This is a genomic window from Pedobacter sp. SG908 (genome assembly GCF_011759615.1).
GTDB classification, from domain to species: Bacteria; Bacteroidota; Bacteroidia; order Sphingobacteriales; family Sphingobacteriaceae; genus Pedobacter; species Pedobacter riviphilus.
Window position 1 is genome coordinate 575614 of sequence record NZ_JAAOYY010000001.1, and the last position, 26205, is coordinate 601818.

The 26205-nt window shown below is 38.8% G+C and carries 21 protein-coding genes; 14 read left to right on the forward strand and 7 right to left on the reverse strand.

Going from position 1 to position 26205, the window contains the following annotated elements; all coding sequences use genetic code 11:
• The first annotated feature begins 8 nt into the window (after window positions 1-8).
• Genes FHT21_RS02205 through FHT21_RS02220 form a run of 4 tightly spaced genes read left to right on the forward strand, consistent with a single transcriptional unit; the run spans window position 9 to window position 1787 of the window.
• The gene (locus FHT21_RS02205; RefSeq protein WP_167293157.1) at window positions 9-446 is read left to right on the forward strand and encodes a hypothetical protein; all 438 of its coding nucleotides are present in this window, start codon (window positions 9-11) and stop codon (window positions 444-446) included.
• Window positions 443-880, forward strand: coding sequence for a hypothetical protein (locus FHT21_RS02210; RefSeq protein WP_167293158.1), 438 nt, complete (start codon window positions 443-445; stop codon window positions 878-880). Before FHT21_RS02205 ends, FHT21_RS02210 begins: the two co-directional genes overlap by 4 nt.
• Window positions 877-1329, forward strand: a complete 453-nt coding sequence (locus FHT21_RS02215; RefSeq protein WP_167293159.1) for a hypothetical protein — start codon at window positions 877-879, stop codon at window positions 1327-1329. Before FHT21_RS02210 ends, FHT21_RS02215 begins: the two co-directional genes overlap by 4 nt.
• A 20-nt stretch (window positions 1330-1349) precedes the next feature.
• The gene (locus tag FHT21_RS02220; RefSeq protein WP_167293160.1) at window positions 1350-1787 is read left to right on the forward strand and encodes a transcriptional repressor; all 438 of its coding nucleotides are present in this window, start codon (window positions 1350-1352) and stop codon (window positions 1785-1787) included.
• Here FHT21_RS02220 and FHT21_RS02225 read toward each other — a convergent pair whose 3' ends face one another.
• The 3 genes from FHT21_RS02225 to FHT21_RS02235 are packed head-to-tail and all read right to left on the reverse strand — an operon-like array spanning window position 1788 to window position 5586.
• On the reverse strand, window positions 1788-2771 hold the full coding sequence (locus tag FHT21_RS02225; protein ID WP_317169935.1) for an acyl transferase: 984 nt from the start codon (window positions 2769-2771) through the stop codon (window positions 1788-1790).
• Between the two features lie 19 nt (window positions 2772-2790).
• Window positions 2791-3150 (reverse strand): hypothetical protein, encoded by a 360-nt coding sequence (locus tag FHT21_RS02230; protein ID WP_167293162.1) that lies wholly within the window; start codon window positions 3148-3150, stop codon window positions 2791-2793.
• Between the two features lie 6 nt (window positions 3151-3156).
• Window positions 3157-5586, reverse strand: a complete 2430-nt coding sequence (locus FHT21_RS02235; RefSeq protein WP_167293163.1) for a penicillin acylase family protein — start codon at window positions 5584-5586, stop codon at window positions 3157-3159.
• 197 nt (window positions 5587-5783) lie between these two features.
• On the opposite strand from FHT21_RS02235, the gene FHT21_RS02240 reads away from it, so the two are divergent.
• Complete coding sequence (locus tag FHT21_RS02240; protein WP_167293164.1) at window positions 5784-8708, forward strand: TonB-dependent receptor; 2925 nt, start codon at window positions 5784-5786, stop codon at window positions 8706-8708.
• Window positions 8709-8769: 61 nt separating this feature from the next.
• Here FHT21_RS02240 and FHT21_RS02245 read toward each other — a convergent pair whose 3' ends face one another.
• Together FHT21_RS02245 and FHT21_RS02250 are read right to left on the reverse strand one after the other, a co-directional pair.
• Window positions 8770-9432, reverse strand: coding sequence for a nucleotidyl transferase AbiEii/AbiGii toxin family protein (locus tag FHT21_RS02245; RefSeq protein WP_167293165.1), 663 nt, complete (start codon window positions 9430-9432; stop codon window positions 8770-8772).
• Between the two features lie 10 nt (window positions 9433-9442).
• Window positions 9443-9925, reverse strand: a complete 483-nt coding sequence (locus tag FHT21_RS02250) for a plasmid maintenance system antidote protein (protein WP_167293166.1) — start codon at window positions 9923-9925, stop codon at window positions 9443-9445.
• A gap of 254 nt (window positions 9926-10179) precedes the next feature.
• Here FHT21_RS02250 and FHT21_RS02255 point away from each other — a divergent pair, with 254 nt between their 5' ends.
• The 8 genes from FHT21_RS02255 (at window position 10180) to FHT21_RS02290 (ending at window position 21548) form a co-directional block, all read left to right on the forward strand.
• The gene (locus FHT21_RS02255; protein WP_167293167.1) at window positions 10180-12642 is read left to right on the forward strand and encodes a glycoside hydrolase family 31 protein; all 2463 of its coding nucleotides are present in this window, start codon (window positions 10180-10182) and stop codon (window positions 12640-12642) included.
• Between the two features lie 59 nt (window positions 12643-12701).
• Window positions 12702-14666 carry a 1,4-alpha-glucan branching protein GlgB gene (glgB, locus tag FHT21_RS02260; RefSeq protein WP_167293168.1) on the forward strand — a complete coding sequence of 655 codons (1965 nt, stop codon included), beginning with the start codon at window positions 12702-12704 and terminating at the stop codon, window positions 14664-14666.
• Between the two features lie 159 nt (window positions 14667-14825).
• Window positions 14826-15176 (forward strand): hypothetical protein, encoded by a 351-nt coding sequence (locus tag FHT21_RS02265; protein WP_167293169.1) that lies wholly within the window; start codon window positions 14826-14828, stop codon window positions 15174-15176.
• Between the two features lie 550 nt (window positions 15177-15726).
• Window positions 15727-17904, forward strand: coding sequence for an Ig-like domain-containing protein (locus FHT21_RS02270; protein ID WP_167293170.1), 2178 nt, complete (start codon window positions 15727-15729; stop codon window positions 17902-17904).
• A 38-nt stretch (window positions 17905-17942) separates the two neighbouring features.
• Window positions 17943-18662: a hypothetical protein gene (locus tag FHT21_RS02275; RefSeq protein ID WP_167293171.1), complete on the forward strand. Its 720-nt coding sequence runs from the start codon at window positions 17943-17945 to the stop codon at window positions 18660-18662.
• A gap of 24 nt (window positions 18663-18686) precedes the next feature.
• Window positions 18687-19625, forward strand: a complete 939-nt coding sequence (locus FHT21_RS02280) for a gliding motility-associated C-terminal domain-containing protein (RefSeq protein WP_167293172.1) — start codon at window positions 18687-18689, stop codon at window positions 19623-19625.
• 22 nt (window positions 19626-19647) lie between these two features.
• Window positions 19648-20619 carry a type IX secretion system membrane protein PorP/SprF gene (locus tag FHT21_RS02285; RefSeq protein ID WP_167293173.1) on the forward strand — a complete coding sequence of 324 codons (972 nt, stop codon included), beginning with the start codon at window positions 19648-19650 and terminating at the stop codon, window positions 20617-20619.
• 317 nt (window positions 20620-20936) lie between these two features.
• Window positions 20937-21548, forward strand: a complete 612-nt coding sequence (locus tag FHT21_RS02290; protein ID WP_167293174.1) for a Crp/Fnr family transcriptional regulator — start codon at window positions 20937-20939, stop codon at window positions 21546-21548.
• A 665-nt stretch (window positions 21549-22213) separates the two neighbouring features.
• On the opposite strand, the gene FHT21_RS02295 is transcribed toward FHT21_RS02290, so the two are convergent.
• Window positions 22214-22765 (reverse strand): 5'(3')-deoxyribonucleotidase, encoded by a 552-nt coding sequence (locus FHT21_RS02295; RefSeq protein ID WP_167293175.1) that lies wholly within the window; start codon window positions 22763-22765, stop codon window positions 22214-22216.
• 95 nt (window positions 22766-22860) lie between these two features.
• Here FHT21_RS02295 and FHT21_RS02300 point away from each other — a divergent pair, with 95 nt between their 5' ends.
• Window positions 22861-23610 (forward strand): DeoR/GlpR family DNA-binding transcription regulator, encoded by a 750-nt coding sequence (locus FHT21_RS02300; RefSeq protein WP_167293176.1) that lies wholly within the window; start codon window positions 22861-22863, stop codon window positions 23608-23610.
• 1593 nt (window positions 23611-25203) lie between these two features.
• On the opposite strand, the gene gap is transcribed toward FHT21_RS02300, so the two are convergent.
• Window positions 25204-26202 (reverse strand): type I glyceraldehyde-3-phosphate dehydrogenase, encoded by a 999-nt coding sequence (gap, locus tag FHT21_RS02305; protein ID WP_025144555.1) that lies wholly within the window; start codon window positions 26200-26202, stop codon window positions 25204-25206.
• Between the last annotated feature and the right edge of the window lie 3 nt (window positions 26203-26205).

Sequence of the window (26205 nt, forward strand, 5' to 3'; positions counted from 1 at the left end):
TTTATGTAATGAAGAAATTAGTTTTTTTGGTTGTTTTATGTTTAGGTGCCCAGGTATTGGCAGCGCAGGTTCGGGTACATACCGACATGCGTACGCCAACCTGGAATGTAATCGGCTTAAGGTACGATGCGGAACTTGCACCAGGCAAATGGGGAAGTGTTTTCCCACCGGCATTAAAAGCGTTAAACAATAAGGTAATCGAACTGCCGGGTTATATCATCCCCACAAAAGTAGGTTCGAAATTCAGCGAATTTATGTTCTCTATCGTGCCGATTGCCTCATGCCCATTCTGTGGTGCCGGAGATATCCCCTCAATGATCCAGGTGAAAATGCTGACGGCCATCCCGATTACAGAAAAGCCGATTAAACTTAAAGGAATCTTCATTATTAACGATTCTGGCGATGATAGGAGTGAGTTTTTTCTTTTAAATGCAAAACAGTTATGATCAAAGAATATATAACAGTTTTATTGATACTGATCTCTTTTTCTACCGCTGCGCAGGTAAATGTACATACTGATATGCGCACGCCAACGTGGAACCTGATTGGCCTGAAGTACGACAAACAGGTTAAACCGCTGGTATGGCAGGCAGTTTTTCCACCGGCATTAAAAGCTATCAATAACAAAGTGATCGAACTGCCCGGTTTTATTATTCCAACCAAAGTAGGCAATAGTTTTACCGAATTTATGTTTTCAATTGTACCGGTTGCCTCCTGTCCGTATTGTGGTACAGGCGATATTCCCTCAATGATTGAAGTTAAAACATTGAAACCGGTTACCTGGACAGAAGAACCGATTACTCTTAAAGGAAAGTTTGTAATCAACGATTCAGGCGATAGCCGGTCTACCTTTTTTCTTTTAGATGCTGTAAAACGATGAGACATTTATTATATGCTTTTTTTATTCTATTTTCGGTGTGTACAGCCACTGCACAAACGCAAAAACATAACCCAAAAGATCAGTTACGGTCTTTAAACTGGGATGTAATTGGCTCGGTGAAGTTTGAACTAACCGAAAAGAACGAGCTTTTGCCTCTTTTTACAGAATCGATCAAACGTTTTGAAAATAGAACATTTGATTTAACAGGTTACCTGATCCCGATAAAAAGCGGACAAAAGCAACAAAAATTCTTATTGGCCACACTACCGATCAACCAGTGTTATTTTTGTGGACAGAACGGTGTTCCGGTGATGATCATGATCGAAATGGAAAGCGCTACCGTTTACAGCGAAAAACCGATCCACGTGGAAGGGATTTTAAAACTGGAACAGAAGGATGCGAGTTATGCCCCACCAATCAGCATCAAAAATGCCAAACTCATTAATTAATTGCTTATTTTTGTATTGTTATGGAAAATAATACCGCGCGTTTCGAAAAACTTTTGGTTAAGAATGGACTAAAAAGAACTGCCCCACGTTTGCAGGTGCTGGAGATTTTGAGTGGAAGAGATTCTGCAACCTCGCAGCCTTATTTGGAGCAGGTGATGGGGAAGGATGCAGATCGCGTTACTTTGTACCGTGTTTTGCAGGCTTTTGAAGAAAAAGGGATTATCCACAAGGTTTTAGATCAACAGGGCACAGCCAACTATGCCATCTGCTCTGATGGTTGCAGTGCGCACGAGCATCATGATGAACATGTGCATTTTAACTGTGATAACTGCCATAAAATTTACTGTTTAGATACCGTTAAAATTCCGGCGCTAAAAGTTCCGGCAGGTTTTAAGGTAGATCATCTTAATCTGATTGCTACCGGTATATGTGCCAGTTGCTCGGATAAGATAAATTAATTACTGCACTAAAAGATTACAGCCTCTTATATCGGCATTGTCAAACCGGCCGAGTACTTCAAAACGCTGATCGGGATTGATCCTGCCCAGATCTTGTGTAGCAATAAACGAGCAGGAATTGATATTGGCCAAATCGATTACGTTAATGCCGCCAGTTCTGCCATTTTCGATTAAACTTAAAGGATCATTGGTATCTCGTATTAAAACCTGCATCCAGTTAGGGCAGTTAAAAATACCTTCACCCAAAGAATAAGCCTGAGAAAGTAGTTCCGTCATTCCGTATTCACTATGGATCGCTTTTACGCCAAACCCTTTGGTTAACTGTTCATGTAGCTCCTCGCGCACCATTTCTTTACGTTTTCCTTTCATTCCTCCGGTTTCCATTACAATCAGGCCAGGAAAATTGATATCGTATTGTTCTATAAAATCGAGCAGTGCATAAGTAACGCCTATTAAAATGGTTTTCTGATTTTTCGATTGGAGTTCGAGAAGGGTCTGTAGCAGCTCATCGTGGTTATATAAAAAATATCCGCTTTGCGGATGTTTGCTCTTTTCAATCAGATCGTTTACCATGTAAATTAATGATGATCCTGAGCGCTGTTGATAGGAGGGCAGTAACGCTAAAAAACAATAATCGGTAACATCACCATAAAATTCGGTGAAAGCCTGCAGGTAACTCTGCTCATAAAGTTTTGCATCAGTTACATGATGGCTACTCTGTATCATGCCCGTAGTGCCAGAACTGCTAAAAGTAACCTCAATAGGGGCGGTACTGCTTAAAACCGAGTGGCTTTTAAAAAAACTGATCGGCAGAAAAGGGATCTGCGCAATTTCGCTCACCTCATCAGCATCAACACCTAAGTGAAAAATATATTCGCGGTAAACATTGCAGTTTCGGGCCTGTAATTTAAAAATATTTAAAGCAATTGAGTTAAACTCATCTGCGTTTTTTATAGAAAATATATCCTCAGCTGTTAAATTCACGCTGCAAAAGTACAAAGCATTATGCTATTTTCTCGTCAGTTTTTTTAGCCAGCATAGCCATGCGGAACTGATAACCGCAATAACCGCTAATTCCAGCCACCAAACCGCTTAAAATACCTGTAACCAATAGCAGTGCCCACCACAGTTTTATACCTGTCATTACCGCTACACGGCCCGCGAGTACATTGTCATTAGGTAAGCTTTTAAATAAGGCATAGCCTATCCAAAGTAAGAAAATAGCAAGGAAAGATTGCCAGAAGGCTATTCTTCCTGTTTTGCCAATAATTCCACAGGTGGCAAAAGAAATTACAATGATCATCCACCAAGGAGCAATCATTTGCAGAAGGAAACAGATTATTAATATAACAATGAAAACCATTTTAGCCTATTTAGAAATTTTTAAACGAGAAATAACTGTGCCCGATTTATCATCAGGGCTTTGCATATAAAAAAGATCGTATAATTTGCCATTTGCCCAGGTATCGATCATATTATCATAAAATTTGCTTCCAGGATTGCCCGATTGGCCGCCTGGATAAACACCATGTCCCTTTGGCGTTTTACCCAGTTCAATCACCATCCGCCATGAGGGGCCATTGGCTTCGCTCAAAGCATTAATCGTTGTTTTCGCACCACCAATCTGTAAAACTTTCGAACCGAATCCCGGTATTTTGGCCAGATGTGGTACATTGGTCTGTTTTACATTTGCCCAGTCCCAATCTTTGTTAATCGGCCCAAAGCGTCTTTCCAAACTATCGCAGCTATATTTAAAAGCTTCGTTAACCAGATCAGATAAGGTCTCTTTTTTGCTGGTATTGATGTTATCATACCATCTTGCATTAGGTTCTTTCAGGATCATTTCCACCGTGCGGTCTCTCGAAGGGTAACGCATCGGGATGCCTTTCACCTCAAATTCATCCGCCCAGATATCATACGATAAACGTTTGGTCCATATTTCGAATACGCTGGCTGCAATTTCATGCGCATCATAGCGCTTGTTCCATTTGTTCAGGTAAGCCAATGCTTCTTTTTGCGTTGCATTTAACTGCTCATTGTTCAATAATGGTAATAATGCAGGTACCAGGTTTTGCGCCATAATGCTGTAATTGTCGGTCTGCATTAGGCGGATACTATCTAAAGTTGCTTTGCTCATCGCCGATAAACGGTCGTTTATCCTTTTGCCCCGCTCGTAAGGTGCAAATTCCCAGTTAATGTAGTATGGATAAGTAGTATCGGTAGAAGACTGGTTAGCTGAACTCACAAAACCGCGGGGTGGATTTTTAACTGTTGGATTCTGTGTATTTGGGATCCATCCCTGCCAATCGTATGCTGGGTCGGTACCATCCAGTATAAATTTGCCCTGATCTTTCCATTTTAATGGGAATTTTCCATTTGGCGTAATGGCGATATCATTATCTACACTGGCAAAAACGAAGTTCTGTGCGGGTGCAGTGTAAAAAGTTAAAGCCTTGCGGTAGTCGTTATAATTTTTACCCCGGTTCAGGTAATAAAAAGTCATGAGTTCGTTCGATTCATCATGCGCGATCCATCTTAAGGCATCACCAACGGGTACATTGTTGGCTCTACCATATTTAGGTTTCTGGAAATATACCACTGGGCCATGGTGAGTATAGTAAACCGTATCTACTTCATCTTTCCTTCCTCGTATTTTAATTGTTTCCAGCCTTTTGGTTGTGGCTTTCCATTTATTGTTGTACCAATATTCATTATGGGTAGAATCCTTAAACTTAATCTGATAAAAATCGAGTACATCGGCAGCAACATTGGTTACACCCCATGCTATTTTCTGGTTAAAGCCAATAATTACGCCAGGAGCTCCAGGTAAAGAAACACCGTAGGTGTTTACACCAGGTGCATGTAGTTGAATCTGGTACCAGATTGATGGAAGCGTTAAATCTAAATGCGGATCGTTTGCTAAGATCGGGTATCCCGATGCTGTTTTGGCGCCAGATAATGCCCAGTTATTACTGCCAATACCTTCTACTTTTTCTGTTGTTTTAACATCGCCGGTTTGCGCCTGAGTGAAGCTTTCTGGTGTTTTAGGTATTGCTAAGGGAGAAAAGTTCCATTTTGTGCCAACAGGGATGATCGGGTCTTCGCGAAAGGGGTAATCTGGGAAAAGATTTTTCGTCACCTCTGGCCCGAATTTTTTCAGGATGTTGGTCATGTAAAATTCATCAGAACCCATGGCCAGCACTGCCGACATCTGTTTTAAGAGCAAAGCACATTTTACAGGTGTCCAGTCTTCGGGTTTAAAATCGAGTATTTTATATTCTAACGGATAATTGGCTTTAGAAAGTGTTTTAATATAGGCATTAATCCCTTCGGTATAGGCTAAGATCATTTCTTTTGCTTTGGGATCTGCCATCATACCCTTTAAAGAGTTTTCTGCACCATAAACCATGCCCATCCGGCGTTGGTAACGGTCTACCTCAATAGCTTTATCGCCCACAACTTCACTAATTCTTCCAGCCGCAAAACGGGTCTGGAAATCCATTTGCCAAAGGCGGTGCATGGCGGTTACATAACCTTGTGCCAGATACAGATCGTGATCATTCTGAGCAAAAATATGTGGGATCATGCGGTCGTCAAAAACGATTTCGATTTTATCTATTGCTCCTTTAATCTTCGCTTTATGGTTAAACATAAAATGATTGTTTTCTGCATTTTGCCAGAAACCCATAAAAGGATTTAGGAATTTTAACAGTGGAGGTGTATTACCTAATTTAGTGTTAAATAAAAAAGCTAATGCAATCGGAATGATGATGCAGAACAGGGCTTTAATTTTATTCATAATGGCTAGCTAACAAGTCTTTTGCTAAGATAGGGCAAAATGACGGTTTATGTTTAATGCAAAATACAACAAACTGTAAATCAATCAAAATTATAATTTGGAATTGAAATTATTATGCTGACATAATTTGTTTAATTCAAAAAAAGAATTTAAGTTTATATAACTAATAATACAAACAACCAAATTAACAATCGTTTATGAGCAGAATTTTTACACAGATCTTCTATGTGTTATTATTTGTGTACGCAGGCAATATCGCGGCACAGGCACAGAGTATTACGGTAAGCGGTACCGTAAAGGATAAGCAATCGAAAGAAGGGCTAGCAGGCGTTAGTTTAACTATTAAAGGGCAATCTGGCGGTACAGCCTCCACAAGCAACGGTAGTTTTACTTTTACCACAACAGCAAAAGTTCCCTTCACTTTAGTCGCATCTTACGTAGGTTATGGTACAATAGAGCAGCAGGTTACCGGAAGCACTTCAGGCATTAACCTGGAACTCGAAACCGCGGTTGTATTGGGCGGTGATGTAGTTGTTTCGGCATCGCGTACACCCGAGCGTATATTGGAATCACCGGTTTCCATAGAGCGGATGAGCGCTGCAACCATCAGGGAAATCGCTGCGCCATCGTTTTACGATGCTTTGAACAATATGAAAGGTGTAGAAAGCAGTATGCAAAGTTTAACTTTCAAATCGATTAATACACGTGGTTTCAATTCAAATGGTAATACCCGTTTTAACCAATATATAGATGGAATGGATAACCAAGCGCCGGGACTGAATTTCTCGGTAGGTAATATCGTAGGTATTACTGAGCTCGATGTAGACAATGTAGAGCTTTTACCAGGTGCTTCATCTGCCCTTTACGGTGCGGGTGGTATTAATGGTACCTTGTTAATGACTTCTAAAGATCCATTTAAATATCCGGGCGCTAGCTTTCAATATAAAACAGGGGTAAACCATGTTAATGATGATAATAGCACAGTACAGCCTTTCAATCAATTGGATGTGCGTATGGCAAAATCGTGGAATAATAAGTTTGGCGTAAAGGCTGCATTTTCATTTCTTCAGGCCAAAGATTGGTACGGAAATAACTATTCAAACTTCGATAGGGTAGCAAGAACTGCAAAATCTGGTGATAGAAACAGCGATCCAAATTACGACGGGATAAATAGCTACGGTGATGAAGTGAGCCAGAATATGCGGAACGTAGCTTTAAGTGTTCAAAATGCAACCATTGCCGGAATAAATGCAGGTTCAGGTGGTGCAATACCAAACATTAAAACATTAATGGATGGTGCTTTTGGTGCTGCCATTCCAAACGCAGCACAACAGGCAGGGTTTTTAGCTGGCTTGCCATCAGCACTGCGTGGCCCGGTACAAAATTATTTTCCTTTTTACGTGGGTTTGAAAGCAGGTTTAATCCCTGATCAGAATGTTTCCAGAACGGGTTATAACGAAGAAAACCTGGTTGATTATGATACCAAATCGTTAAAAGTTTCGGGAGCATTATATTATAACATCAGTAGCACGGTACAGGTAGTTGGTCAGGCAAATTGGGGTACTGGAACTTCAGTTTATACCGGTTCTGACCGTTATTCTTTGCGCAACTTTAACATTGGCCAGTATAAATTAGAGGTAAAAGGCGAAGACTTTTTTCTGAAAGCATATACTACTCAAGAACGTTCTGGTGATTCTTATATTTCTTCTATTTTGGGTAGTTATGTTAATGAGATATCTAAACCATCAACAACCTGGTTCCCGCAGTATATAGGTAACTATGTTGGTGCAAGAGCAGCAGGGCAAAATGATGCCGCAGCACATGCATTTGCAAGAGGAATTGCCAATCAAGGTCGTTTTGAGCCAGGCAGCCCGCAGTTTGAAGCTGCAAAAGATAAAGTAATGAATACTACAATCAGTGCAACAAGCATTAATGCGCTAGATCCTTCAAAAAGTGTTTATGGCGCAAAATTCGATGATAAGTCAAATCTATATCACTACGAAGGCATGTACAACTTTACCAATCTTTTCGATAAAGTGGTAGAGTTTCAGGTTGGTGCATCATACCGTTTATATGATTTAAACTCGGCAGGCACCATTTTTAATGATTTAAATGAATCTATCGATATTAAAGAATACGGTGCATTTGCGCAGATCGGTAAAAAACTTTTTAACGATAAGGTTAAATTTACTTTTGCCGGCCGTTATGATAAAAGTCAGAATTTTGAAGGCCGGTTTACACCAAGGGTAACCGGGGTGTTCACAGTTGCTAAAAACAACAACATCAGGGTTTCTTACCAAACAGGTTACCGTAACCCAACCACACAAAATCAATACATCGACCTTTCGGTAGGTGGAGGTTCTCAAAGATTGATTGGTGGATTACCAGAAATTATGTTTTCTAAATACCATCTTGATAGTAATAAGCCGTTTACTGATGTAAGTTATCGCGCATTTTTAGCCTCGGCAGCTGCAACAGGTACACCTAACCCGGCATTATTGCAACAATATACTTTTGATGCAAGAGGTGTTCGACCAGAGAGTGTTCAGTCTTATGAGTTAGGTTATAAAGGATTAGTTCTTCCAAATTTATTGGTTGATGCTTATGGATATTATAACATTTATAAAGATTTTATCACTGCAGTAGACGTTTATCAGAATGTTAATGGAAGCTTTGTGAAATTCGGTGTTCCGGTTAATGCAGAAGGTAAAGTAACTTCTTATGGAGCAGCTTTAGGTTTAGATTATTTAGTGGGTAAATATACCATCAGCGGCAACGTTTCCTATAATAAAATAGGCGATTTACCAGTTAATTACATTAACGATTTCAATACCCCAAAAATCCGTTACAACCTGGGTTTTGGTAATAAAGAAATTATTAAAAACTTTGGTTTTAATTTGGCATATCGTTGGCAAGATCAATTCTACTGGAATTCTTCTTTTGCCTCAGGTCAGGTGCCTGCGTATAGCTCTCTAGACGCACAGGTGAGCTTAAGGGTTCCTTCAGTTCAATCAATCATTAAACTTGGTGGTTCGAATGTTTTGAATAAATATTATTTCACTTCCTATGGTAATCCATCGGCAGGCGCTATCTATTACGTAGCCATTAGTTTTAATCCATAACCAGTTAATTGAGTTTTAAGGGCCTTCTATGCTAAAAGTATAGAGGGCTTTTTTTTGCTGTTTAAACGGCTGGTTTGTCATCGTTACTACTATCAATCGCCTCTGTTAAGTCTTCTTTAATGAACTCCCATATTTTTCCTTTTAAACATATTGGATCAAAGTCATTATCTGCAGTAAGAAAGTTAGTGAAGTTTCTTCTGATCATTTCTTCATCATGAGTCCATTCGAAACGTTTTTTATGAAGTTCAATCATACCATTTACACTATAATCATCCAGCAATTCATGTAAGTCCCAAAAATCTTTCTTTCTGCCACCTCTTTGTACAATATCCATCTTCATTGCAATGATTTCAGGTATGGTTGCCATACGTACACCATCATGATTCGCATGATCTTCAAAAAAGGGGTCCATGCTGTAAAAGAGATCTAGCTTAACAATGTTCTCTTTATGCGTACCAATAAGATAGGACTTTCCTAGACCAGCAAATTGACCAAAATCACCTTGAACAAAGGCAAACTTATTCCTGAGTAACTTCTCAATTCGATCAAAGTCTATTGATCCGTATTTTGCATCTGTAAAAAGATCAATATCGACCGATAAACGGTGACCGAGATAAAGACTAAGCGCTGTTCCACCAACTAGCCGAAACTCAGATAACTCCTTTGCTTGCATAAGTTCAAGCAAGCAGCTTTTTAAAAGTTCGTTAACGGTATTCCAATGCATAATTTGATTTTTAGATACCTCGACCGGCTTGGTCAATACTATTAATGGCTACTTTATTCACTAAATCCTGTCCGTAATATCTAATTAGTTCATTTTTTTCATCGTTATTTCCCCGCTCCAATACTCTTTGAATAACAGATTTATATTGGCTTTTCCAGTTTATTTTATCAAAATCGGTATCCCAAAAAAGAATCTTTCTGAGAATTGATAAATTGGGTTTATCGGCTGCATTCCGTTTATTTTTTTCTTTCTGTATCTCATAGTAAGCCTGGAGTATAAGCATGGTGCCCTCTTCTAAACCCAAAATTTGATCTAGCTTAATGGAAAGTGAAGCTGTAATTCCTCTTTTACCTTTTGTAATATCATTTAAGGTCTGAGGATATTCGTTTAAAGAAAGCGCTAATGGGCCCTTTTTAAGCCTCCTTTTTTTAAGCTCCCGTTCCAGTATAAAGCCGGGGTGGATACCTTTAAACTTATCGATCAATTTTTCCATACTCAAAAATAAACAAAAATGTTTATAAATTTATGTTTATAAAAAATTACAGTATAGCTTTTTATTAAATAAAGAATGATACTAAATCTTCAGGCAAAATTGTTAAATAATATAGCTTAGTGTAAAAATCACACTATTTAAATAATCTTTTCATAAAAAAGCTACATCCCTTTTGTAAAATATTTGTATTATAGTACTTTCTTAAGCACATCCCGGTTTAAGAACCATGAATTTAAAATTTTGAATAAATAAGGATGGAAGCGCAAAACGACAAACCTAACGAGACAAGTGATCTGGTCGAAAAAGAGCAAGAAATACAGCATTTAAACAATCCAGTTGATATATCGGTAAAACCAATTGTTAAACAATACCTTGGTGCAGTTAAAAAAGTAAAAAAAGAGGGCAACCGTTTTTATTTTTCCGATGGTGATGCAAGAGTAGAAGTTCGGGTGGTAAGCGATGATATTATTCGCGTTCGCCTGGCTCCTCATGGTGTTTTCTTGGATGATTTTTCTTATGCAGTACCTGAGGTAGATCAAAAAGTTTCTGTTTTTAAAATGCAGGAACACGACGATCATTTCACGATCTCTACCCATGCAGTAACCTGTAAAATAGAAAAAGCAAACTTCCATATTTCTTTTTCTGATAATATCACCAATGTAGTAATGGTTGATGAAGCCAATTCTATGCACTGGGAAGAAAATGTAGATTTTGGTGGTTATTATATCTATGCAACCAAAAAATGCCATCCTGAAGAAAATTTCTTCGGTTTGGGCGATAAATCTGGCAATTTTAACCTGCGAGGCAGGCGGTTCGAAAACTGGAACACCGATGCCTACTCTTTCGGTTGGAACCAGGACCCACTTTACCGTACTATACCTTTTTATATCGGTTTGCATAATCAGGCTGCTTACGGTATTTTTTTCGATAATACCTTTAAATCGTATTTCGATTTCGGTTCTGAAGATGTAAATAAAACCAGTTTCTGGGCCGATGGGGGAGAACTGCAATACTATTATATCCATGGACCACACATTATGGATGTGGTTAAACGTTACGCATCTTTAACCGGAACGCACCCAATGCCACCAAAATGGACTTTGGGTTATCAACAATGCCGCTGGAGTTATTATCCTGAAACAAAAGTTAAAGAAATAGCCAAGCAGTTCAGGGAGCGTAAAATCCCTTGCGATGCCATTTATCTGGACATTGATTACATGGATGGCTACCGCTGTTTTACCTGGAATAAAAAGTACTTTCCAGACCCGCGGAGAATGATTAAAGAACTTTCTGATGATGGCTTTAAAACCGTGGTCATGATTGATCCGGGAATTAAGGTAGATGACGATTACTGGGTTTTTAAAGAAGGTAAAGAGAAAAGATTTTTCTGTCGCCGTAGCGACGATTATTATATGGAAGGACATGTTTGGCCAGGCCGTTGTCAGTTTCCCGATTTTACCAATCCAAAAGTACGGAGCTGGTGGGGTAATTTATACAAAGAATTGGTTGATATGGGGGTTGCAGGCTTCTGGAACGATATGAACGAACCAGCCGTGTTCGGTTCGGGCACTTTCCCTAACGATGTTCGTCATAATTATGATGGTTACCGTGGCTCACACCGTAAGGCACATAATGTTTATGGCATGCAGATGGTGCGTTCTACATACGAAGGACTGAAAAAACTAATGCGAAATAAACGTCCATTTACCATTACAAGAGCTGGTTATTCGGGCATGCAGCGTTATGCAAGTGTTTGGACCGGTGATAATATTGCAACCTGGGAGCATTTAAAGATTGGAAATATCCAGTGCCAGCGTTTATCGGTTTCTGGCGTGCCTTTCTGTGGAACAGATATCGGCGGGTTTAGCGGTGAGCCGGACGGCGAATTGTTTACCCGTTGGATCCAGCTAGGTACATTTTCTCCTTTTATGCGAGCACACTCTGCCGGCGATACAGCTGAACGCGAACCTTGGAGCTTTGGCCAATTTTTTGAAGATATTAACCGTAAGTTTATCGAATTAAGGTATCGCTTAATGCCGTATCTGTATTCGGTTTTCTGGGAGCATCATCGTTATGGTTTCCCTATTTTAAGGCCACTGGTGATGCTTGAGCAAGAAAATATCAGCAATAGTTTTCGTCAGGATGAATTTTGCTACGGTGATAAACTATTGATCTGCCCGGTTTTGGAACAGGGTGCAATCTCTAGAAAAGTTTACCTTCCGAAAGGGACCTGGTATAATTTCTGGACCAACGAAATTCTCGACGGCGGTAACGAATACACAGTTGATGCCAAGATAGACAGTATGCCGATGTTTGTAAGGGCAGGTAGCGTTTTGCCAGAATACCCGGTAATGCAGTATGTTGATGAAAAATCGATTACTGAAGTGATATTGAATATCTATCATAGCGATTACGAGGTAAATTCATACATGTACGAAGATCATGGCGATACATTTGCCTACGAACAGGATATTTATCTGGAAAAGAAATTTACTGTAAAAGGCGATAATCAGGCCATTAAAGTGAATCAGCGCAACGAAGGATTGTACACGCCTAATTACGAATTTTATGTTTGTAATGTTATCGGTGTAAAATTCCAAGTGAAAAAGATCATTATCGATAATAAAGAGGTGAAAGATTTTTATACCGACGATCAGAATATCCTGCATTTTAAATGCAATAAGAACTTTTTAGAAATACAGATCTTAAGTCTGTAACATTGAGCCCCAAATGCTGCTTAGTATTTGGGGCTTCATTCAATCTAACCAAAATACCTATGCCAGCAGCAAAAAAAGTTCCAGTAAAAAAAGTATCACAACCAAAAACTGATCAGCAGAAATCCGTTTGGATCCACAGTTTATTTACCGATTACGATATCGATCTTTTTCTTGTCGGAAAGCATTTTAGGCTTTACGAGAAAATGGGTTCACACTTAATTACGGTTGAAGGAACCGCCGGAACTTATTTTTCGGTTTGGGCCCCAAATGCCATTCGTGTTAGTGTAGTGGGTAATTTTAACGATTGGAACAATAGTTCGCACCCACTGAGCGTACGCTGGGATAAATCGGGTATTTGGGAAGGTTTTATCCCCGGTATTGCGAAAGGCGAAGTTTATAAATATTTTGTTAAGGGTTTTGATGAATCTGAGCATCTAAAGGGCGATCCTTATGCCAGAAGATGGGAACATCCGCCACAAACTGCTTGTATTGTTTGGGATACCGATTATACCTGGAAAGATAAAGCCTGGCTTAAAAAAAGAGCAAAAATAAATGCTTTGGATCAACCCATCTCAGTATATGAAATACATCTGGGTTCCTGGGAGCGCGATCCGGATAATCCAGAACGTGTTTTAACCTGTAGGGAAGTAGCCGGCAGGTTAGTGCCATATGTAAAGGAAATGGGGTTTACGCATGTAGAGCTGATGCCTGTAATGGAGTTTCCGTATTTCCCGAGCTGGGGTTATCAGATTACAGGTTATTTTGGGGCCAGTTCGCGCTATGGTTCTCCACAGGATTTGATGTACCTGATTAATGAGCTCCATAAAGCAGATATCGCTGTAATATTGGATTGGGTTCCTTCTCATTTTCCTGGTGATAGGCATGGTTTATATGAGTTTGATGGAACGCATCTGTACGAACATGCCGATATGCGTAAAGGCTTTCACCCCGACTGGAAATCATATATATTCAATTATGATAGAAATGAGGTGCGTTCTTTCCTGATCAGCAATGCTTTATTCTGGTTAGATCAATATCATGCCGACGGATTGAGGGTAGATGCCGTGGCATCGATGTTATATTTCAATTTCTCCAGAGAAGGTAAAGATGCTGCAACAAACGAATATGGTGGGAGTGAAAACCTTGGGGCCATACAGTTTTTACAGGACCTTAATGTAGCTGTTTATGGAAATTTTGAAGGCGTACAAACCATTGCAGAAGAAAGCAGCACTTACCCTGGGGTAACTCACCCAGTTCATGCTGGAGGCTTAGGGTTTGGGATGAAATGGATGATGGGCTGGATGAACGATACTTTAAAGTATTTTAAGGTAGATACATTGGGTAGAAAGCATCACCATAACCAATTGAGTTTTAGCATGACTTATGCTTTTACCGAAAATTTTATGCTTCCTTTTTCGCATGATGAGGTAGTGCATGGTAAATCGCCAATGTTGTATAAGATGCCGGGCGATGACTGGCAGAAATTTGCTAACCTAAGGGCTTTGTACGGTTATATGTTTACCCACCCGGGAGCAAAACTGCTTTTTATGGGGAATGAGTTTGGCCAAACCAATGAGTGGAACTTTACCCAATCGCTGGATTGGCACTTATTACAATACCCCCCGCACAAAGGCATGCAAGAAACAGTTAAAGCCTTAAATTTCCTGTACCGCAAAGAACCAGCGTTGTATCATTTCAATTTCAGCTACGAAGGTTTTCAATGGATTGATGCAGATAATGCTAACGAATCTGTATTTGTGTATATGCGCAAGGGACCAAAGGCAAAAGATACTTTGGTTATTGCGATAAACTTAACACCTGTGGTTAGGGAGAATTATAGAATAGGAGTACCTTTTAAAACCAAATGGACAGAAATTTTTAATACCGATGATATTGTTTATTATGGAGGCGGTATTAATAACAGAGGGAATATTGTTCCTGACCTGGAAAATTATAACGGACAGGAATATTCAATAATTGTTGATTTGCCACCTTTGGCTGTGGTGATTTTTAAGAGCAAGTAAAATATATTGGTTCCTATACTACGCCAAAACTATATATAAAAGCATAGTTTTGGCGTAATATGTGTTTATATATTACGTCAAAACTAAATTTTTAGTTACATTTGTTGTTGTAGATAAAGTATTTATGGAACATGTTGTAGGGCGAACTGAAGAAAATTGTTGCTAAACAAGATAGAGAAATCTGGTGAAAGTGAACTGATTGCTGTATATGGACGTAGACGGGTGGGAAAGACTTACTTAATCAGAAACGGATTTACTAAAGAAATTGCATTTGAATTTTCTGGTATCCATCATGCAACATTAAACCAGCAGTTAGAAAATTTTAGTCTGGCACTTACAAAAGTAACAGGCGGTTTCCCTTTAGCCAAACCAGAAAGTTGGATAGCTGCCTTTGAAATGCTGGTCCAATATCTCACCCCCTTGATAAAAAAGGAAAGAACAGTTATTTTTATTGACGAATTTCCCTGCATTGTTCCTGACTATGATTACAACTTACGGAGTTGCAAATAGTGACCGTTATCCAGGTTTGGTACAAAAAGAGATTACGATGGATGTGCTGTTTGATCATTAACCAGGTTGATCAGCCAATTTAAAAATTTAAATAAGAAAAGCCTCCCATTGCTGGAAGGCTTTCTTAAACTCTGGAGTGGAAGCTTCCAGAGAGGGTGCAAAGATACAATAACCATTGTTTCTTGCAAATGTTTTTTTTGCTAAATATTTATTGTATTCCAGTTGCCGTCGATTGTTCTTATCGATGGGTATTTCAATTGCTTCTTCAGGTAATAATCATATGTGCCATGCCAAAGACGCGGTTGGTTTAGGTTAATCGTCCAGATAAATGCTTTAATCTTTGAGTTTACTTCGTTTGTTGATAAATATCAATAAAACAGGCTTTTAGGGTGTTGTGAGGAGGGTAATGAATGAAGTGAACGAATAATCTGCCTCTGTACCTCCGTACTTTTGCATCAACGAGCAAACGAACTGATTTATTTTCTCCCTTTACTTTAAGCAATTGAAAAGACGCTCTTGTCTATCTTTCTTGGTGCTTGTGCTTTTTCTTATGCCCACGTATTTGCGTGCGCAGGTTGTAGCACAGTGTGAAAATACAAAGCGTACTTACGCAGATTTTCAAGGATCAATCCAATACGGGTTTAAGGTGTTGGGCGGGTCGTTAATTATGGGTACTATTTCAGATGCAGGAAACGCTGTTAATGGACAGGTTAAAGATGCATCAACATTAGGTGTTGGACTTGGCCTGGCGGGATTGGCATCTTCCACTCAATTCTTACAATTTAGCGCTGCAGGTGGTTCACCCAGATCAATTCCGGCCAATATTCCTGTTACCATTAAAATTTCACTCCCCACCGAAGTCTTGAGCGTTCTAAGCGGCGTAGAAATAGGGACATTTACAGGTTTACATACTGTTGCTGCTGATTGGCCCTTATTGGGATTGCTAGGTCCAGGTCATGATGCGGGATATGAGGCAACTACTGTTCCGATTTATAACTCTACCAATATAGCTGGTGTAATTAGCGGTTCGGGAGAGGTTGAGATTACACTCACGCCTAACCAGATATATAACGGGATTTATGTTAAGCTTGCCGGCAATTTACTATCGGTAGCTTTATCTACAAAGCTGTTTCATGCCTACATTATGGAAACGACTACTGATAAGATTGATTGTGATGAAGTAATTGATGTTTTATCGGGGGTACAGCCTACTGTTATTGGTGGGGTGTTAAATGCAACCGGAAAGGTAACTGATCCTTTCAATTCAATAGATAGCGATAAAAATAGCTATGCGCTGATGGATGTTGGGATCTCGGTGTTAAACAAAATATACCTTACAGCAATATTTAATAAGCCTTCTCAGCCGAAAGATTCTGTGAGCATTATAATAGGTAAGCCAGGGGGCGGATTACTTAATCTGAGTTTACTTACTGGGTTTATCATTCAGCCTTATTTAAATGGGGTTAAAGCGGGGGATGCCTTTGATAATACAGGAACTTTCCTAAATCTTCAGCTTTTTCCCGGTTCAACAGATAAATATGTACTGACCTTTCCAATTACCGAGGTTTACGACCGTTTAGAAATCACTACCGGAGGATTAGCAGGTGTGCTGGGTTCACTTCAGGTTTACGATATTAAAAGAAAATTGGCTAAACCACGCACATTGATCGATCCTGTCGCTGAGGATGCCAGGGCCATCTGCCAGGGAGAAACCACTACCTTTTCCGTTAACAATCCACAGGCTTGTACAGAATATAAATGGTACGATGCTGAAACAGGAGGCAATTTATTGTATACCGGAGAAAATTATACTCCTCCATCCTCGCTACTTGCCGGAGATTATAGTTACTATGTGCAAGGTAGCAGAACCTACTGCGTAACAGTGGTTTCTGAAAGACTCCGCGTGAAACTGAAAGTTCATCCACTGCCACCACTCGATGTTTCGGGTACAACAATCTGCAGTGGAGCAACAGCAGCATTATCTGTTAATAACTCCGATATCGCCCAATATACCTACAATTGGTACACCACTGCCAATGGAATTACACCGGTTAACACAGGGGCAACCTACACAACACCTACTCTTAATGCAAACACAACTTATTATGTAGAAGCCATTAATATATTAACAGGCTGTAAGAATGCGGGAGGCCGCAAAGCAGTGTTGGTAAATGTTAAGCCTCTTGCTGTTGTAAATCCGATTATTGGCGTAAATACCATCTGTGCCGGAACAACCACAACTTTAACCAATGATAACCCTTTGGGTGTTTGGAGCAGTAGTGATGCAGCCATTGCAACAATAGATGCTACAGGTAAAGTTACTGCAGTGGCTGCCGGTAATACGGTAATTAGTTATACAGTGGCTGATGACGCTACTTATTGCGGTAAAAAAGTAGATTTTTCTTTAACTGTAAATCAACAGCCCGATTTAACATTAGGACCAGATGCGGGTATTTGTGAAGGGTTGACCACAACCAGAATTACTTACACCAATCCTGTTTTTAATCCAATAACCTATAGTATTTCCTGGGCAGGGAATTTACTGCCTGCTGTTCTAAATCAGGCCTTACCTGCAAATGAAATTACCATTACTATACCCTCAACTACTCCTGTTGCAGTATACCAAGGAGTTTTAACCATTAAAAACGCAAATGGTTGCGAGCGTAATATCCCTTTCAATTTTAGGGTAAAGCTCGTACCGCATAAACCAACAGTATCTATTAACTAAAAAGAAAATAAATTATTCATCCCTAACAAATTAACATTATGAAAAAAAAATCTACAAAACGCAATCTAAGAATCTTTGTATTCTTTATGTTCCTATTGCCGCTGGGTGCCTTTGCACAAACGCCAAATGTATACCTATGCGGAACAGGTACAGTAAAATTGAATCCAACTTTCACCGGTTATACACCTGTTAATGGCGATAAAATTGTATGGACCGTTGATGGAACTGCGCAGGCTCCAGTTGTATTCGATGGAACAAATGCATTTTATCAGGTTCCTACAGGATTAGCAGTGGGAAACCATACTTACTCTGTTCAGGTTCAGCCAGCGGATGCGAATCTCTGTCCTAGTGATGCCTCTGATAATACCATTGTAGAAAAATTACCTACGCCTATTATCGCTGTTGCAGCTCCAGGAAGTGTTTATTGTACCGATCAAACAGCGACCACGGTAATTACGGCGAGTAAGGATGCTTCAATAACATTACCAACTGGTGTAACCATGACTTATATTTGGTCTGCAACTCTCGGTGGCACTGGAGTAGCGGATATTACAACTTTAGGGACAGCATCTACTTCTGGAGATACTTTTACGCTTAAAGCAGGTGTAGCTCCAGGTGCATATGTTTTCACTGCTATTGGAAGTTATGCTACAGGTGGTGTTCAGATTGTGCCTGCAACAACTTGTACTGCAACTGCCGGCAAAGCAATCACCGTTACAGTTAAACCGGGTAAAGCAACTATCTCCGTTGCACCATAAACTTTATTGTAAAGTTTAACCAACATGATGTTTAACAGGTTAGGGATAATTGTGTTCAGTGTGCTGCTGCTTTCTGCAGCGGCATGCTTTGCGCAATCTAACAATCCGAATACGCTTAACCTTAAACCAGGCGTTACCGTTAAACTTAGGGCCAGTGGTACAGGTGCTACGTCTTATCAATGGTTCAGAAATGGCGAGCCTATTGCTGGTGCCACTGCACAAGATTATGTAGTTAATTCAGCCGGAAAATATACTGTCATTACTTTTAGTCTGGGCGGCTGTAGCTCAGACCTCTCCGAAGAGATGGAAGTAGTGATGGAGTCGGTTATATCAGCAGATGTTTCTATTGTTAAAAGGTCGGAAAGTAGGCCGGTAATGAACACGGAGGTATTCAAATACAATTTATTGGTGCGCAATAACGGGCTGGGCATGGCTACCAACCTGCAGGTAAAAGACGATCTTCCAGAAAATCTAACCTTTGTAAGTGTTGATCCTACTGTTGTTGGTACGGCAAGTTACAACGAACAAACCAAAACAGTTTCCTGGGCTATACCGTCACTTGCTAATGGCAGTTTCGTTGAACTAATCATTAATGTAAGGTCAATGAAACCTGGTAATGTTGTAAATAGTGCGACTGTTAAGATTGATGAGATAGATCCCGATCCATCAAACAACATTTCTGTAGATACCAAGGAAATCACAGGGCTTAAAATTCCAAATGTGTTTACACCAAATGGCGATGGAAAAAATGAAACATTTTTTATCGAGCGATTAGACTTTTATAGCGAGAATCAGCTTACCATTATTAATCGCTGGGGAAGTACGGTTTATGAAAAGAAAGGCTATTTAAACGATTGGACAGCGAACGGTTTGGTAGACGGAACTTACTTCTATGTAATTAAGGTGAAAACTGCCAGCGCTCAATGGCAGGAATTTAAAGGCTATGTAACCGTAATGAGATAAATGAAAGTTAAAATGTGACGATATGAAAAAGATAGTTTTAACGACATTATTTAATTTTTTCTGCCTCTGCTTGTTTGCCCAGCAGAATGCCCAGTTTGGGCAATATATGTTCAATGGTTTATATATCAATCCTGCTTATGCCGGCTACAAGGAAGAACTCTATATGCAGGCTTTTGTGAGGGGCCAATGGACGGGTATTCAGGGGGCTCCCCAAACGCTTTCCATATCAGTAGATGAGGCGGTTAAGGAAGAAAGTTTAGGTTTGGGTTTATTGGTATCTAAAGATAAAATTGGCGCACAGAACTCGTTAAACCTATCAGGGAATTTTGCTTACCGCATTAAACTAGACCGTACCGAAACCAATGTACTTGCCTTTGGCGTTGGTATAGGAGTGATGCAGATGGGGCTTAACGGAAATCTGCTAGATCCCAATGAAAGTGGCGATAATAAGATTCCGACAGGTTATGAAAGCCGGATTGTACCTGATATTAGGGCTGGTGTACATTATTCGAATGAGAAACTCTTTATCGGTTTCTCTGCCAATAACCTGCTTACACAGTATCTTCCTGTTTTTAGGGATAATAATCTCCTCAGTATTACTTCCAAGCCACATTTTTATTTAACGGCTGGCATGATATTTCCAATCGACAATGATTTTATGTTCAAGCCTACTTTTTTGATTAAAGACGATTTGAACGGGCCAACCTCATTAGATCTGAATGCTTTTTTAATGATCAAAGAGAAACTTTGGCTAGGTGCTGCATATAGAACCTCTATAAAACTTTACCCTAAGTCGGCATTACAAGGCGATTTAAGGGCAAGAAGTGCCATCGGATTGGTTGCGGAGTTCTTTATTCGGGAAAATCTTCGGATTGGTTATGGTTACGACTACAGTTTAAATAAATTGGGTAATTATGATTATGGCTCACACGAAATATCTATCGGTTATTACTTGCAGACCGCAAAAAGTCGGAGGCCAAAGTGCTATTTTTAACAACAATCCTATCCTCATTCTTTTCTTTTGTTGATCATAATATTTGGTATGGTTAACTGTTGATCTGTAGTTTTGTTGATACAGATAAATGAATAAAATGAATATTTTAAACCTCTTGAATTACCTTGTGCAGGTCTTTAGTTGTTATGCTCCAACAACAAATTAAAGAGAATTATGATCAATTATACCACGTTAGGTTAGGAAAATCACTTTATAACAGCTTTATAACCGCAAAATTGTCTTAGTAATCTACTTTATTTTTATATTTCAATAGAATTTGCTATTATTAAGGGTCTAAAGTCTATCCCTATTTGTGTATGCTCGAATCTCGCAAGGCATTTTTGATAAACGCTGTGTTAAATTATTTCAGCAGTTTATGCCCAATAACACCTGGGTTTATCCTGGAAATAGAAAAAAATGTAGAACCGCTTCTGGTTAAAAAGAATAAATACATTTTATCGCCTATGGACAATAATGATTATGTTTTTTTTGTTGTATCGGGCTTAGTAAGAGGTTTTATTAAAGATGGTAATAAAGAGATTACCACCTGGATCAGTTTAGGGGAGGAATTTATTGGAGCCATTCAACATCCAGACGCAGATATTCAGCCCTCTATTGAATATCTGCAGGCATTGGAAAATTCGGAATTGGTTGCGATTCCGCACTTATTGATTGATAAACTTTACGCCAATTACCAGGAAACGAATGTTATTGGCCGCAAGATTTTAGCACTCCAGTATCACGCCGCCTCAGAGCGATCCATAATCGCACGGATCCCTTCGGCAGAAAGGCGTTATGAAAAATTCTTGGAACTAAACTCTTTAGATATATCCAGAGTACCTTTAAGGTGCATAGCCAGTTATTTAGGTATGCGTTTAGAAACACTTAGCCGCATACGCAGTAAGCTGGTAAAAGAGCCGATGTGGTGAAATGAAAAAAAAACTCAGTTGGTTCTGTGCTTATAACAGCTTATCGATTCATGTGAAAGAATGCGCATTTGAAAAACTATGTTTACATAACGTTATACACTTTTTACATATGCTGTACAATATTAAATTTCGCATACCGAACACTGCTTTTATGTTTAAATTTGGGTAAGTAAGAATTAAATCAACGGGACGATTTAGATTACGTTTATAAGCCGATCTGCTAAGGGAGGCTTATTTTGTTTCTGCTCTATCGTCAAACTTCCCTGCTATCAAATGGATTTTGTTAAAGTTTTTATAAAATGTTCTTGATGGTATATGCAGAAATCATCCCCAATTTTTAAGAAAATAAAGTACAGCATAAGTAGAAAAGGACTGACAATAGAATTACTTTATGTATGGGCAGCTGCACTAAATGCTTCTTTTTTTTATGGTGATAAACAATAAAAACAAAATAGGTGGGAGGGGAGTGAAGGTGGAAGTTGTGGTGGAGACTAAGTTTTTTTAATTTGTTAATATTCAAATCTTCATCAAATCTTAATCTTTCTGTAGTAATATTGCACATATAAGGGGTGAGAGCCTTATATCAACTTCATAGTTGAGAGCGTTAATTTAGATAGAGGGTGTGGCCAATGGCTACACCCTTTTTTTGTTTATGCTATTTTTCATTAAGCCAGCATGAGGTCTGTCTCTTCCAGTTGTTTCAATAAAGCTGGTACCTCATTCCAGTGGTTGATCCGCTGATGATGGTCTTTCGCTACATTGTGGAATGCGGTAAACATTAAAGGTTTGCCTTTGCAGAAATCGAGGTTTTTGCAATGATCATCAATTAAATAGTCGATATCAATAATGCTTTTATCGCCGCAAAAGATAATGTTTTTCCAACTGATGAAAGGGAAGTGCTCTGCAAGCCACTCGCGTTTTTCGAAAAGCGATAAGGGGAATTCCATAGCGGCTGAAACGATATAGATCTCGTAATCTTCCATGAGTTTTTTTACGGCTTCAACAGCACCTTCCATAACCGGCAGGTTCCTGAAAAAGCCTGTTCTGTTGCAGATCTTCATGACCATTGCCCTATCCGGAAAAAGTTCTTCTTCCGATTTGCCTTTTATATCGTTGCGCGTAAGCGAAATACCTGTTTCAATCTGATAGGTATGTAATATATGATCTTCGATGTCGGCCAGTACGCCGTCCATATCTATGCCAATGGTTTTTTTCATTATTGCTATATTTTGCAACAAAAATATTTAATATTGCAATATATTGCAAGTTTTATTCTTTTTAAATTTTTATATTTGCAATATATTGCAGTAATATGGTAAAGGAAGAGCGCCTACAGATTATTATTAATACCCTTGATAAAGACAGTAAAGTAAGGCTTGATGCTTTAAGCGCTTTGTTGAATGTATCAGAAGATACCGTGCGCCGCGACATTAAAGAGCTTGATTCGCAAGGGTTGCTCCGTGCCGTTCGTGGTGGTGCAATTTCCCGTTCTCCTATACCCCAACACTATAGAGATAGGGAAAAATACAATCAGCAACATAAGCAAGCCATTGCCAATAAAGCCTTGCAGTTTTTAAAAGATGGTCAGGTGGTTTTTTTTGACGGCGGTACTTCGGTAGTGGCGCTCGCTACGATATTGCCTACAGATTTAAAGATTACCATCATTACCAATAGCTTTCCGGTAGCCAATATCTTGGAAGATCACCCTAGTGCCGAGGTGATATTTGCGGGAGGAAGATTGCAAAAAACTGCATTTACTACTATAGGACAAGAAACCATCGATACATTTAAGAAGGTAAGGGCCGATATCTGTATGCTTGGTATCTGTAGTTTGCATCATAGTATGGGCATTACTTCCATTATTTATGAAGATGCCCAGTTGAATAATATTATGATTAGCCAGGCGCAGAAAACTATTGCACTATCCGCACTCGAAAAAATAAATACTGTAGAGCCTTACTATGTTTGCCCGGTTGATGATGTAGATGTGATTATCACCGAAACAGATCCTGATAATGCCATCCTTGTGCCTTATAAAAATTTGGGAATTGAGGTGATTTAAATATTGGTATATTTTTAATTGCGGAGCTGGCTTTTTTATTCTTAGGGGAAAGAAATAGTTAGTTATTCTTAGCTTAATCGTGATGTTGAGTGACTTTAGGCCACAGCGCGTACAAACTAAGGCTCTTTTTGCGTAAAAAGTGAAAACTTAATCCGCCTAAGCACAAAATTAAGAGCGAAAGAGAATTGTCTAGAGCACAATCCAGGATGGTGAATGTTTGTATGGTTCCTCCTGTAGGATTACCACTTCCTGGAGGGCAATTACCACCAGGATTAAGTCCATTCATACAAATAGTGCAGGGCGTTCCGGCAGTAGAACTCGAGTAACACTCTCCCGACAGATCTACGGAAGGTGATCCATCAAACAAAGTTCCGTTGTTGGTTTGGGTATAAACCCGTTGTCCGAGCGGCACAACGCAGCCTGTAATAGTGGCCTGCGCCATTAATTTTTGCACTGGGCAACATAATATGCAAATACAAAATAATAATGCCGCATTCTTCATATTGACAAAAATAAACTAAAATGCAGTATAAATACTACGTAATTTTGCTGTTTTTGATAATTGTCAATGTGAAAATTTGTTCAATTTTATCAGCTAATCTTGCTCATTTATAATGTGTTGCGGTATAATAGTGGTTTTTGAATAGCCTTTTTTTTGTTAATAGGTAAGCTGAAAATTTTTAGGAATGAATTTGATTCTTCTAATTGTCACTTTCATTGAGTTCTAGTGGGGACTTTCCATCCATGTTGTGTAAAATGCCATCTTTATGAATAAGCTGGTTTTTGGAGAGAGCCTAGCGGTAATTGATAACAGTGCCCCGTTTAGTGGATTTATGATAAATATTGGGTGGATGTGAAGGTTTACGGTTAATTCTTTCGAAATTTTATTGTTGATCTATTTCATCTCTGTTTATGTAAAAATCGATGTTGAAAGTATAATATTGGTTTGAGGATATGCTTTTTCAGTAAGCAATGGTAATAAATGCGGTAAAAAAAAAGCCTGTATAAAAGAAAAGAGACAATCTATCCAGACTTGTCTCTTTTTTCTAACCAAATATAAACCTGTTATGAGCCAGGCTTTGTCTTTAATCTTCTATCTAAACCAGGGTTTTTCAAGAAAATGATTTATCTTTTTTTATCGTGATAAACATCGTTTCGTTTATTACTCTACAAATATAGTAAAAAATTTGATAGTGTAAAAAATACACTAAGAAAATTTTAAGTATTTTTTTTGTCATTTTTTATTTCCTGTTCTTTTTCTATAAGCTTTTAGGATTTAAAATGATCGTACTGCAAAGATAAGGTAAAAATTTGTTAAGTAATTGTTAAATATTGTCAATTTATAGCACGATTTAGTCAAACGTTTGTTTAATCCCTTGCTTAAAATGATTTCTATCATATGTTTAGGTGTTTTTTGTCGTTTTTACGATTGTAAAGTTGATTTTTGTATGAAAAATTAATCAAAAAATATTTTTCGTGTCAATTTTGAAATAAAATTTATATGTGAAAATTGTGTTTAAAACAAAAAGGCAACATTAATTGAATAATGTTGCCTTTTATATGATTTGAAAATTGCTTAATGCATTTTTTTTATTACAAACTTGCGTAATATTCTACGAATTTAGCTAATGCAGAAGAATATCCCCATTCGTTATCGTACCAAGATACCACTTTAACGAAGTTATCGTTTAATGAGATACCTGCTTTAGCGTCAAAAATAGATGCATGATCATCGCCAATAAAGTCAGAAGAAACAACTTCATCCTCAGTATAAGCCAGCACGCCTTTTAATTCACCTTCAGAAGCTGCTTTCATAGCTGCTTTAATTTGCTCGTAAGTAGCTGGTTTTTCTAAACGTGCAGTTAAATCTACAACAGAAACGTCAGCAACAGGCACGCGGAAAGACATGCCGGTTAGTTTACCTTTTAATTCAGGTAAAACCATACCTACTGCTTTAGCGGCACCGGTAGAAGAAGGGATGATGTTAGAGAAACCACCACGGCCACCTCTCCAGTCTTTAGCAGACGGACCATCAACTGTTTTTTGAGTTGCAGTTACAGCGTGGATGGTGCTCATTAAGCCTTCAACAATACCGAAGTTATCATTTAAAACTTTAGCAATTGGTGCTAAACAGTTCGTAGTACAAGATGCATTAGAAACAATAGTTTGATCTGCAGTTAATTTATGGTGGTTAACGCCCATTACATAAGTAGGGATATCGCTATCTTTAGCAGGAGCAGAGAAAACTACTTTTTTAGCACCGGCAGCGATGTGTTTTTCAGCATCAGCGCGGGTTAAGAATAAACCTGTAGATTCGATTACAACTTCAACACCTACAGCATCCCATTTTAAATCAGCTGGATTTCTTTCTGCAGTTACGCGGATTGTTTTGCCATTAACAACTAAATTGCCATCAACAACTTCAATAGTACCATCAAATTTGCCATGTGTAGTATCATATTTTAACATGTATGCCATATAATCAGGCTCGATTAAATCATTAATCGCTACAATATCTAATCCTCTTTTTAATGCGGCTCTGAAAACCAGTCTGCCAATACGGCCAAAGCCGTTTATTCCAATTTTGCTCATTGT